Source organism: Flavisolibacter ginsengiterrae DSM 18136, from assembly GCF_059568575.1.
Genome location: NZ_JCANTR010000004.1, coordinates 252,746 through 264,949, shown reverse-complemented (window position 1 = coordinate 264,949; position 12,204 = coordinate 252,746). Strand labels below are relative to the sequence as shown.

Sequence of the window (12,204 nt, the reverse complement as noted above, 5' to 3'; positions counted from 1 at the left end):
GGCGGGACGCTATTTAACAAATAGATTCCCTAGCCATTGTGTTCTTCTCCCGCTGCATCACTCCACATTTCTTCCAGTTTATAGAATTTCCTTTGTTCCGGCAACATGATATGCACAACAATATTGACATAGTCCAGCAATACCCATTGAAGGTTATGCTTTCCTTCGTGCCTGTAAGGATATTCACCACAAACCTTTTTAACCTCTTCTTCAATGGAGTCTGAAATAGCCCTTATCTGCGGTTGGTTTGAGGCCTCGCAAATGACAAAAAAGTCAGCAACTGCTTCTGGGATTTTTCTAAGGTCCAGGGAAATGATGTTTTCACCCTTTTTTTCCTGTATAGCCTTTATGATCGATTTAAAGATTTTAGAGTTTCTGTTTAACCGGCTAACACTTTTCTTCCGAGTGGCTAATACTTCTAATGGTTCCAAATAGTAATAGTATTTTTTGTTATAATAATAAAATAAGTGAGGTCACTTAGGGTAGTAACAATTAAAGTTATTTTTCTTTGCTCAAAAATAGTAGTTAATTGTCATCTTTAAACCCAATAGGTACCCCTTTCATAGAACTACATACGGTGGATAGCACCAACAACTATGCCATGGGATTGCTACATGCGGGTATGGCACAGCATGGTACCGCTGTGTTTGCGCACGAGCAAACAAAAGGCCGCGGACAGCGTAACAGGACCTGGTTATCAGAGCCCGGATCCAACATAGCATTATCTGTTATTTTCCAACCTCCGGCCTATTCCACTTCGCAGTTGTTTATGATCAGTAAGTTAGTGGCAACTGCTACGCTTAATTTTTTTAACAGCTATACAACAACTGACACTTCGATTAAATGGCCAAATGATATTTATTGGCGTGACAGAAAGGCAGGGGGTATATTGATCGAGAACATCATCCAGGGAAGTGAATGGAGAAACACGATCGCCGGTATTGGTCTGAATATTAATCAAACCCAGTTCAAAGGCCTTAAAAATAAAGCAGTATCCCTTCGGGAAATAACGGGTAATATTTTTGAACCGGCAGCCCTGGCCAGGGAATTATGCATTTACCTTGATATACAGTTTAATAAATTATTGCAGGATCCTTCAGAGATCTCGAGGCAATACCAGGAAAACCTGTTTGGCTATGGTAAAAAAGTGAAGCTCAAACAGGGCTCACGAATATTTGAAGCAGTTATTCGTGAGGTTACTGACCTTGGGCAACTTGTAGTGGAACATACATTGGAAGAGCGTTTTGAAGTAGGCGAAGTGGAATGGGTATTGTAAACCGATTACCATTTAGCCTTTCACAATTTCTTCGGCATGTGCTTTATTCCTGGGACGCAAATAGATCTTTTGTATCATCCCCTTTTCATCAATCACAAAAGTAGTCCGGTGAATACCCATATATTTTCTTCCATAAAGATTCTTCTCACCCCAAACACCATATTTTTCAATGATCTTATGTTGGGGATCAGCAAGGAGTGTAAATGGTAATTGAAACTTTTCCCTGAATTTCTGGTGCTTCTCTTCAGCATCGGGGCTTACACCAATCACAGTAAAGCCATTCTTTTTCAAGAGGGAATAATTATCACGCAGATTACAGGCCTGGATCGTGCAGGTTGGCGTGTCATCCTCGGGGTAGAAGTACAACACTACTTTGGAACCTTTAAGATCACTTAACGATACCTTTTTACCATCCTGGTCAACCCCTGTAAAGGCAGGCGCTTTTTGTCCAACCTGTAAATGTGTAGCCATGCTAAAATGAAAAAAATTTAAAATGAAAATGTAAAAGTAAAGAGAAGTCAAAAAGCAACAATGAGATCCCTGCTAAGGCAGGACCTCATCGCATTACATTCCATGTTCGCTCCATCACATTTCCCGCTTCATCCTGAATAGCCAGTTTCAATTCATGCGCACCCGCCGGGAAGTTTTCATCAAACTGGTAGATCCAGGTCTTGCCTTTGTCATTGCTAAAGCATAACCATTTTCCATCCACTTCGGCACGGAAGCTTTTAATGGAATTAAAATTATCTCTGGGTGTAAATACCAGCCTGGAGATTTTTGAAAGATTGGTCGGGGGGGCATTCACAGTAGGAGGTGTAGTGTCTATAAATGCCTGAAAAGTTCCAAATTGCCTGAACCTGGCAGAAAGCCAACCGTTTTGCCAGGTAGCTTTTGATACAAAGGTTTTGCTGCCCGAAATATTCTTAATAACAAGCCTATCTCTTTGGTCCGCCGTGATGTCGGTATCAGGTTTGATACGAACGGTGAACAGGTCATGTGCGGGAATACCGGCCGATAAAAACCTATGCTGAGCAGATACGGATCCAGGCTCTTTGTTTGAAACCATTTCATAATTCACATGGATAGAATCATATAATGTGGCCTCAGTTGTAAATAATTCAAAGGCATCCAGTTCAACAACATTCACCTGCCCGGGATTTAATTCCTGGGTTACAGCCGGTACATAAGTTTTGGCAAGTGCCGGATCATACTGCACACTAAAACGGATCGTAGAAGTGTTTTTATTGGCATCCTGCACTTCGATGACAATATTATGTACACTGGTATCCTTTAATTCTATGATACCTGTGCCATTGAATACATCATAAGCCACTTTCATGGCTCCAGGTAAAGGACTCACTTGTTGAAGGGTAGGTCCTCCTCTTGATTTATAAGGCAGGTCCACCTGCGCATTAATATACCTGGTTTCATCATAGCCAATGTTATTCAACACAAATTGTGAAACTGGCCTGTCATCCATCATAATCTCCGCACAATAGATGCCATTTGGATTCAAAGTGCCACTGAAATGATCTACTGCATTGATAGCAAAACTGATCTTGTTTGAACCCACCTTTAGCTGTTCGGATGGTATGGAATACCTGGATCCGGTTTTTTTAAGCGTGATGACCTGGGGTGTCTGTTCGTAGGTGCTTTTTGTACGATCATACATTGCCATCCTGTATATGGTTGGTGCCACAGCATCAGCAATAGGAAAATTAAACAACAAGGGATTCAAACATTTGCCTGTTTTGGTATCCCTGATCTCAAAATGCACGTGTGGGCCTTCCGAACCTCCTGTACTGCCGCTTCTTGCAATAAAACTTCCTTTTTTGACAGGAAAAAGATTCGCTGGGATAGGAATATCAACATTCCAGCTTTGTTTGGCATATTGCTGCTTTTTAACATAATCTGCCAGGGCACGAAAAAATGCATTCAGGTGCGCATATAAGGTAGTATATCCATTGGGGTGATCTATATAGATAGCCTGGCCAAAACCTCCCGGTTCCACTACTATTCTTGAAACATATCCATCAGCTGCAGCATACACTGGCAGGTTTACTTTTTGTTGCGTACGGATGTCCAGGCCCATATGCCAGTGATTGGCGCGTATCTCACCAAAATTGGCCACTAATTTCATCGGGATATCAAGTGGATGACGGAAATAATTTTGAGGATACGTTTGTGCTTCACAGTAACCAAAGAAAATAAACGGGAGAAAAAGGAAGGGTAGTTTTTTGCGCATCATATTCCATTTAACAGACCGAAACTGCATTCAATCATTATTCCATAAAAGCTGGGCATAAAATTGGTAACTTAATAGTGTAATAAAAAATTATTCACCCAAAAACCCCAAACAATGAGTGTAAATAATAAACACCTGGCCACATTCCTCTTAGGTGCAGCAGCAGCATTTGGTGCCTACAAATACATGAATCTTACAGACGAAGAAAAAGAAAAACTGGCTAATGATATCAAGGACAAGGCTAATAAGGTGAAAAAAACAGCTATGGATGCTGAAGACCAGGCCATGGAGTATTTTAATGAATTAAAAACTAAAGGTTCTGATGCTTTAAAGGAATACATGCCTAAAATGGAGGAATTTTTCGAAGGGCTTTTTAAAAGTGGAACTAAAACCACAAATACAGCCCCTACAGAAAATCCTTCCAGTAATTAAAAGTTTTTGATACGACCCGCTATTGCGGTACGATATTTTATTATATAGGTTACACGAAACGTGCATTCATTCTTAACCTCGCCTGTTAAGGTCATCCTCGCAGGCATTAAAACTTATATTATGAAAAGTAAATCAGGACTTGGTTCTTTACTGTTACTGGGCGCAGCTGCCTTTGGTGCTTATAAATATTCCAAAATGACCGACCAGCAGAAAAAAGACCTGGTAAACAAAGGCAAAAAGCTGGTTGATGAAAATCTCGGTAGCCTGACAAACATCTTTGGCAAAAAGCAAGGCAGGACAGCAGCTGTTAACGGAACTGTATAAACTTTTCTGAAGAGGCTGTTAATAGTCCAAAAACATTGCAATGGTAAACCTTCATTTACCCTATTTTTGCACCCCGGGCATAAGCCCGGTTTTTTTATATCCTTAAATCAAGCAAATAAGGCTTTTTTCATATGTTTTAACCGGCAACTGCCGGCATGGGAAAAGTCAAATTTTAACACAGATGCCAAAAGACTCCTCAATAAAATCAGTTTTAATTATCGGTTCAGGACCTATTGTTATCGGCCAGGCTTGCGAATTTGATTACTCAGGCACCCAGGCAGCCCGAAGCCTGCGTGAAGAAGGTATTGAAGTAATCCTTATTAACAGCAATCCTGCCACCATCATGACTGACCCTATGATGGCCGACCGGGTTTATTTGTTGCCACTGAATGTGGAAAGCATTGAGCAGATCCTTGAAGAAAATAAAATTGATGCGGTACTCCCTACTATGGGTGGGCAAACTGCACTTAATCTTGCTAAAGAAGCAGAGGACCTGGGTATCTGGGAGAAGTACAATGTTAGGCTGATTGGTGTTGACATCAAAGCCATTGATAAAGCGGAGGACAGGGAAAAGTTCCGGCAGTGGATGATACATTTAAACGTACCCGTAGCTCCAGCGCATACGGCTAACTCTTTCCTGGAAGGAAAAGAGTTTGCCCAGGACATTGGATTTCCATTGGTGATCAGGCCATCTTTTACACTTGGTGGAACAGGCGGGGGATTTGTACATGACGCCTCCGAACTGGATGAAGCATTGCAACGTGGATTACAGGCATCACCCATACATGAAGTACTTGTTGAAAAAGCTGTTTTGGGTTGGAAAGAATTTGAATTGGAATTATTGCGTGATGCGGCTGATAATGTTTGTATCATTTGTACAGTCGAGAATTTTGACCCAATGGGTGTGCATACAGGTGATTCTATCACTGTAGCACCTGCCATGACCCTGAGTGATACTGCCTACCAGCTCATGCGCAATACCGCCATCATGATGATGCGTGACCTTGGCAATTTTGCAGGCGGCTGTAATGTGCAGTTTGCATTGAACCCTGAAACAGAAGAGATCATTGCTATCGAAATAAATCCACGTGTTAGCCGTTCTTCAGCGCTGGCATCCAAGGCAACTGGATATCCTATTGCCAAGATAGCTGCCAAGCTGGCCATAGGATATACATTGGACGAACTGGAAAACCAGATCACTAAAACTACTTCAGCATATTTTGAACCAGCGCTGGATTATGTGATCGTAAAGATCCCCCGCTGGAACTTCGATAAATTCAAAGGCGCTAATGATACGTTGGGACTGCAAATGAAAAGTGTGGGTGAGGTAATGGCCATCGGCAGAAGCTTTACGGAAGCTGTTCAAAAAGCCTGTCAGAGCCTTGAGAATAATGCGGTTGGTCTTGGTTATTATGGCAAAAGCGGCATGAGGTCGGAAGAGTTGCTGGAATACATTAAAACTCCGAAATGGGATCGCATATTCAGGATCAAAGATGCACTCATGCTCGGTATCAGTGTGAATACGATTGCCAAAGCCACTTACATTGATCGCTGGTTCCTTTACGAGATCCAGAAGATCTGCAACATAGAAAAAGAACTGGGAAATTACTGGCTGGAAGAATTGCCAACGGACCTGTTGCGCAAAGCAAAGGTTCATGGGTTTAGTGATGAACAGATCGCCCGTATCATCCAGGATGGCAGCGAGGAAGAAGTGTATGAAAAAAGGAAGGCTGCCGGCATCACCCGTGTATATAAAATGGTAGATACCTGCAGCGCCGAATTTGAAGCTAAAACACCTTATTTCTATTCCACTTTTGAAGAAGGGAATTTCAATGAAAGCAAAGTTTCAGATAAAAAGAAAATAATTGTCCTTGGTAGCGGTCCTAACCGTATTGGACAAGGTATCGAGTTTGACTATTGTTGTGTGCATGGACTGCTGGCTATTAAAGAAGCAGGTTATGAATCCATCATGGTCAATTGCAACCCGGAAACAGTATCTACTGATTTCGATATGGCAGATAAGCTATACTTCGAACCGGTATTCTGGGAACATTTATGGGAACTGATCGAACACGAAAAGCCCGAAGGTGTCATTGTGCAATTGGGCGGGCAAACAGCTTTAAAGCTTGCAGAGCGCCTGCACCAAAAAGGAATTAAGATCATGGGAACCTCCTATGATAATATGGATATAGCGGAAGATCGTGGTCGCTTCAGCGACATGCTGAAGGAATTGGAAATCCCATATCCCAATTATGGTACTGCCTATGATGTAGATGATGCCGTGGAAGTGGCCAAAAAAGTTGGCTACCCAGTATTGGTGCGTCCCAGCTATGTGTTGGGTGGACAAAGAATGCGTATCGTCATCAATGATGAGGAATTGGAGAAAGCGGTTATCAGTTTGCTGAAGCATATTCCCGGTAATAAAATATTAATCGATCATTTCCTTGACCGTTGCCAGGAAGCTGAGATCGATGCCATCTTTGATGGCGAGAACTTCCATGTAATGGGAGTGATGGAACACATAGAACCAGCAGGTATTCATAGTGGTGATAGCAATGCAGTGTTGCCGGCATTTAACCTTACGCCATTGGTGGTAACAACCATGGAGCACTATGCAGAAAAGATAGCAAGGGCACTGAACATCATTGGACTGATTAACATCCAGTTTGCCATTAAGGATGGTAAGGTTTATGTGATCGAGGCCAACCCAAGGGCGTCAAGAACAACGCCTTTCATTGCAAAAGCTTACGGTATTCCTTATTTGAATGTAGCTACCAAAGTGATGTTGGGTGCCAACAAACTCACTGACTTTACATTTGAAAAGAAGCTGAATGGCTTTGCTATTAAAGAACCTGTATTTTCATTCAACAAGTTCCCGGGTGTAAATAAAGAACTAGGACCTGAAATGAAATCAACGGGTGAGGCTATACGTTTCATCAAAGACCTCAGGGATCCTTACTTCAGGCAGTTGTATAAAGACAGAAGTATGTACCTGAGTAAATAGCAAATAAATTATTCTAGTTAGCCCACACCCTGGTGTGGGCTTTTTTATTCAAAATACAATGCCATTCATCATTTGATTACAATGAAGCATTAACTACCACTTTTCTTGCTTTGTGATTTTTTATTTATTTGTCTTTAAAAAATTCCGCATGAACAAAGAGATTCAGTTTCTTGTAACACAATTCCAGGAAAGCTTAAATGGAGATCCATGGTTTGGCCGCAATGCTCAAAAGCTATTAGGGGAAGTTACAGAAGCAATAGCTTTCCAAAATCCAAATGGTCAACATAGCATAGCAGAACTGGTATGGCATATGGTCAACTGGAGGGAATTTGTAATCAGCAGGTTTAGAAAAGATGCAAACAAAGACCTGCATTACTTTGAAACCAACGACTGGCGTCAACTGGATCATTCTGATAGCTCATTATGGCGACAAGGCCTGAATAAATTGTATGATACACAGGAAGTGTTGCTACACATTTTACAAGACCAGTCCGATTCGATACTTGACCGGAATGTTGAGGAGAGAACTTACAATTACAGGAAATTGCTACATGGCGTAATTCAGCATGATATCTATCACTTAGGTCAGATCGCTTACCTGGTTAAGTATATAAAGGAGGAAGAGTGAAAATGTTCCGAGATGTAATTTATGTAGACTGATTAATTAAGTTAGACGAAATAGAATAGTAAACCAACTGTATGGGCTTATCTATACCATCTTATTAAATAAGAATAGATATGACATTAATTGGAAGGAATTCTTAAATAGTAGGTCCTGGTAAAAAAGAAGGCCTGCCCTAAAAAGAGCCGGCCGTTGCTAACCTATGAAAAACACCAAGTTCAAATATAGTTTAAAAAACAAACTATTACAACCCGGGATTATTTCTTTTGTTAGCACGGCCTTCCAGGCGGTTTTGTAACCTGTCCTGTTGAAGTTCTTTAACGCCTTTTATGAAATCTCGTTCGTAAGTAAATACATCATTACTGCGTTTATCGCCAATGATCGGCTTAAACTGGTCCCTGTAACGCAAACGCAATTCAACGATCTTTTGCTGCAGCACCAGGCGGTCACCCCTGAAGTCCTGATTGGTCTTCCTGAGATCCCTGAAGTAATCAAGGAAAACCGGGCTGAATTTGTCAGCTTCAGTTTTAGATAATCCCAGTTTTTGCTGGATATATTCTGTCATCTTATCCTGCAACCTTCCGCCATCATCCTGGGCGTAGGAGCTGAAGCTGATTACAGAAAAGAAACTTAATATGAGTAGAATTTTTTTCATTGTCAGGGTTAATTAATAGCCGTTAAGTCTTCATCATCCGTAGGAACCTGTGTTAAAAACGCATCCAATTCTTTATCAGAAACGCCGTTCAACATGGATTTGACTTCAGTAACTACAGCAGGTTTATTTTGGGCAGTACTATTACTGCCGGAAGTTACATCTGCTGTTTTAATGAACTCACTAAGTTCGGTGGTGCTTACATTTTTAAGCTGTTGGGCAATAGGCTGGTCAGCATCAATACCCTTGTTCTGCAGGCTATAAAAATACCCGGTTACTCCAATGATACCCGCTACCATTGCGGCAACGGCCAATCTCATCCACTTTCTCCTAACCATCGGGATCACTCGAGTCTCTTGTTTATCAACTAGTTTTTCCAATACCTTGTCGGGAAAATTGGCAAAATAGCCTAAAGGAACCTGGTACGGTGTTACTTTTTCAACAAGCGAAAGGATAGCTGACTGGGGGTCATCCCCAACCAGGTAGGGCAATTCATCTATGGTCGATTGAAAATATTTTTCCGGAACGGCATAAGGCATAGCCCGTGAAATACCGGCCAATAAAGGTGACAATGAAGCAATTTCTTCAGCTGCAGTAGTACCTTCCGCGGTTTTGATCTTAGCCATAATAGAACCCGCCAAACCTTCAAAGTAACCCTCGGGAACCGAAAATGGGGTACTGTTGGGGTTGGAGGGGAGCTCACTGTTCAAACCTCTCAATTCATCCTGTATGTTATCCTGGCTGTTCATTTTCACGATCTAAGACCTAAAAAGGGTTCCAAAGTTTAATGATTTTTGATGTAATCCTCAATTTTTTTTACCGCGTGGTGGTAACTCGCTTTTAATGCCCCTTCACTTGTTTCCAGTACACGGCTCATCTCTTCATAAGGCATTTCATCATAATATCTCAATGTGAAAACAGCTTTCTGTTTTTCAGGCAATTGTTGAATGGCAAGCTGTAATTTCCACTCTAATTTGTTGGGATCGAAATACTTATCTGCCTTTATCTTATTGCTCAACCCACTTTCTACGTCACTCAAGCTTACTGAAGCTCTTTTTTTCTGTCCCTCAAGGAAGGTTAAGGACTCATTGGTGCCTATACGATAGAGCCAGGTATACAACTGGGAATCTTCCCGGAAGTTTTCCAGGCCATTCCAAACCCTGATAAAGACATTTTGCAATACATCATTAGCGTCATCATGGTCAACTACCATCCTTCGTATATGCCAATACAGCTTTTCCTGGTATTTTTTAATCAAAGCGGTAAATGCCTGTTCCTTGGTCGCAGGATTTTTAAACTGCATGAGCAGTTCAGCATCTGATCTTTCTGTCTGAGCCATTGGTTTTTAATTCCAGGTATCTGGATTTTAATGATTGCGGTAAAGATAATTTTAAAGAGATAAACTTTTTGCATTCCAATCCAGTTCTTTAAAGCGAGGTCATCAAAAACTAGCCGTCAATATTTTTTGTCAAGAAATGATATGTAACATTAATATCATGCGATATAATAACCCAAACCTGTCTTCAACATATTTAAGCCCCATCAACTCCCTACCAACCCCCTACCTCCAGTATAGATACTGCGTGATGATCACGCAGTATCTATACCTTAGATAAGGAGGAGATAGGTAGAAAATAGGGAGAAGCTTGGGGGATAGTCTGAAAAAAGCAGAAGGAAGCCAGGTCTAAAACGATGCAAAGGCCAGGAGCTCTATAAGCATTTCACATATTTATCATTAATAATGTGAGTACTGTGGCATTGCTTTAATGAAAGGCCGAAAACAAAAAGCCTTCCGGAGGGAAGGCTGGTGGTTTGTTTGTATAAAAAGGAATCAGGCTGTCTTTTTTGATATGACCTTTTCAGCGGCGGCAATGATATCCGGCACATCCAGGCCATATTTCTTTAATAACTGGTCAGGAGTACCGCTTTCGCCAAAAGTATCCTTAGTGCCTACATACTCAATAGGAATAGGGAAATTTTTAGCTGCTACCTGGGCTATGGCATCGCCAAGGCCCCCGATGATATTGTGTTCCTCTACCGTTACCGCACATTTGGTCTTGCGGATGGAGTTAATGACTGCTTCTTCATCCAAAGGCTTGATAGTGTGGATATTGATAACCTCCACGCTTAATCCTTTTTCTTCCAATGCCACACCGGCTTGTATAGCATTCCATACCATATGGCCACAGGCAAAGATGCTTACATCTGTTCCTTCAGAAAAGCGTTGGGCTTTTCCAATAACAAAGGGTTCATTTGGGTTGGTAAAGATCGGCCAGCTGGGGCGGCCAAAACGCAGGTAAACTGGTCCATTGTATTCTGCGATCGCAAGCGTGGCGGCCTTGGTCTGGTTGTAATCACATGGCACAATAACCGTCATGCCTGGCAACATTTTCATAAGCCCAATATCTTCCAGGATCTGGTGGGTAGCTCCGTCTTCACCAAGGGTAACCCCTGCGTGAGAGGCACAGATCTTCACATTTTTACCGCTATAGGCAATGCTTTGACGGATCTGGTCGTACACCCGGCCGGTGGAAAAATTGGCGAAAGTGGTTGTAAAAGGGATCTTGCCACCAATGGTAAGACCTGCTGCAATTCCCATCATATTGGCTTCAGCAATGCCAACCTGGATAAAGCGCTCGGGAAATTCTTTTATGAACTGCTGCAGCTTCAGTGAACCTGCAAGGTCCGCAGTAAGGGCTACAACATTTTTATTTTTTCGGGCGGCTTCTGCAATTCCATCACCAAATCCGCTCCGGGTATCTTTCTTTCCGGTCGATTGTATATCTTTTAGCATTACAACGATTTGGCTGCAAAATAAACGAACAATCTGCTTACCTGCCTAAAATAGTTATTCCTGATTATTGGCGGGTAATTTCACAAACTGTATAGAATTTCATATGGTTATTTGTGACTGCCTGTATGATCTTTCGCAGCCTTTCCGGTGATACATACATGTTTTTGTCTGACCTGTTGATATGATGTCCTACCAACACCAGGCAATTATTATTTTTTTGCGCGATATTGACCAGGTTTAAAAGCTCATTGATGGTTTTCCCGCTGGATCTGTCCATGCCTATGGCAAATAATTTTGAATTGTCCTCACCGGAAGTAAAGCTTTTTGTATAATCTGAAGATCCGTTTAAACAACGGATGCTTCTAAAGCGCCTGAGTAAGCAGTTATCAAGTACCTCGGTATGGCTTCCATAGGGATAGGCAAAATTTTTAGGATAGAATCCATCTGCATTCATCAGCACCAATCCTCGAAGGATCTCTTCTCCTTCCAGTTTTTCCATACTGTTTTTCCGCAGGTATTTTACCATGTCAGGATGACTTAGCGTATGGTAGGCTATCTCGTGTCCATGATTTTTTAATATTCTGAGTTTGTCCTTTTGATCATGTGTTAAATTCTGGTAGTTGGAAATGTAAAATGTGGCTTTTACATGAAAGGAATCAAATACAGGAAGGAAATCGTACCATTCGTCAATATAACAATCATCAAAGGTTAATGCCACCCCGGGCCTGGGCATATAGCCAGGCTTATCATATTTGGTGCAACCGAAAAAAAATACCAGGGAAAGGAGGGAAACAGAAGCAATAGTTTTCATTACAGTTTTAATAACTGCAGAAAAGTATCGAGCTCTTCAATAAC

General features: G+C 41.6%; 13 protein-coding genes. 5 read left to right on the top strand and 8 right to left on the bottom strand.

Annotated elements, in window-relative coordinates:
• Positions 1 to 29 precede the first annotated feature (29 nt).
• Complete coding sequence (gene rsfS / locus BP74_RS06675) at positions 30 to 431, bottom strand: ribosome silencing factor (protein ID WP_496372330.1); 402 nt, start codon at positions 429 to 431, stop codon at positions 30 to 32.
• Positions 432 to 529: 98 nt separating this feature from the next.
• On the opposite strand from rsfS, the gene BP74_RS06670 reads away from it, so the two are divergent.
• Positions 530 to 1,276: a biotin--[acetyl-CoA-carboxylase] ligase gene (locus tag BP74_RS06670; protein ID WP_496372328.1), complete on the top strand. Its 747-nt coding sequence runs from the start codon at positions 530 to 532 to the stop codon at positions 1,274 to 1,276.
• A gap of 12 nt (positions 1,277 to 1,288) precedes the next feature.
• On the opposite strand, the gene bcp is transcribed toward BP74_RS06670, so the two are convergent.
• Positions 1,289 to 1,747, bottom strand: coding sequence for a thioredoxin-dependent thiol peroxidase (gene bcp / locus BP74_RS06665; protein WP_496372326.1), 459 nt, complete (start codon positions 1,745 to 1,747; stop codon positions 1,289 to 1,291).
• Positions 1,748 to 1,832: 85 nt separating this feature from the next.
• Complete coding sequence (locus BP74_RS06660) at positions 1,833 to 3,521, bottom strand: M23 family metallopeptidase (protein WP_496372324.1); 1,689 nt, start codon at positions 3,519 to 3,521, stop codon at positions 1,833 to 1,835.
• Positions 3,522 to 3,635: 114 nt separating this feature from the next.
• On the opposite strand from BP74_RS06660, the gene BP74_RS06655 reads away from it, so the two are divergent.
• The 4 genes from BP74_RS06655 (at position 3,636) to BP74_RS06640 (ending at position 7,909) form a co-directional block, all read left to right on the top strand.
• Complete coding sequence (locus tag BP74_RS06655; protein WP_496372322.1) at positions 3,636 to 3,953, top strand: hypothetical protein; 318 nt, start codon at positions 3,636 to 3,638, stop codon at positions 3,951 to 3,953.
• Between the two features lie 120 nt (positions 3,954 to 4,073).
• Positions 4,074 to 4,277, top strand: coding sequence for a hypothetical protein (locus tag BP74_RS06650; protein ID WP_496372320.1), 204 nt, complete (start codon positions 4,074 to 4,076; stop codon positions 4,275 to 4,277).
• Positions 4,278 to 4,458: 181 nt separating this feature from the next.
• A complete protein-coding gene (carB, locus tag BP74_RS06645) occupies positions 4,459 to 7,281 on the top strand; it encodes a carbamoyl-phosphate synthase large subunit (RefSeq protein ID WP_496372318.1) in 2,823 nt (940 codons plus the stop codon).
• A 148-nt stretch (positions 7,282 to 7,429) separates the two neighbouring features.
• Complete coding sequence (locus BP74_RS06640) at positions 7,430 to 7,909, top strand: DinB family protein (RefSeq protein ID WP_496372316.1); 480 nt, start codon at positions 7,430 to 7,432, stop codon at positions 7,907 to 7,909.
• 238 nt (positions 7,910 to 8,147) lie between these two features.
• Here the strand turns inward: BP74_RS06640 and BP74_RS06635 are convergent, their stop codons facing one another.
• From BP74_RS06635 to BP74_RS06615, 5 genes are all read right to left on the bottom strand, one after another.
• On the bottom strand, positions 8,148 to 8,558 hold the full coding sequence (locus BP74_RS06635; RefSeq protein ID WP_496372314.1) for a hypothetical protein: 411 nt from the start codon (positions 8,556 to 8,558) through the stop codon (positions 8,148 to 8,150).
• A gap of 8 nt (positions 8,559 to 8,566) precedes the next feature.
• Complete coding sequence (locus BP74_RS06630; RefSeq protein ID WP_496372312.1) at positions 8,567 to 9,304, bottom strand: hypothetical protein; 738 nt, start codon at positions 9,302 to 9,304, stop codon at positions 8,567 to 8,569.
• A 35-nt stretch (positions 9,305 to 9,339) separates the two neighbouring features.
• Positions 9,340 to 9,894, bottom strand: coding sequence for an RNA polymerase sigma factor (locus BP74_RS06625; protein ID WP_496372310.1), 555 nt, complete (start codon positions 9,892 to 9,894; stop codon positions 9,340 to 9,342).
• A 492-nt stretch (positions 9,895 to 10,386) separates the two neighbouring features.
• Complete coding sequence (locus tag BP74_RS06620) at positions 10,387 to 11,349, bottom strand: transketolase family protein (RefSeq protein WP_496372308.1); 963 nt, start codon at positions 11,347 to 11,349, stop codon at positions 10,387 to 10,389.
• A 64-nt stretch (positions 11,350 to 11,413) separates the two neighbouring features.
• A complete protein-coding gene (locus BP74_RS06615; RefSeq protein ID WP_496372306.1) occupies positions 11,414 to 12,160 on the bottom strand; it encodes a polysaccharide deacetylase family protein in 747 nt (248 codons plus the stop codon).
• Positions 12,161 to 12,204: the final 44 nt, after the last annotated feature.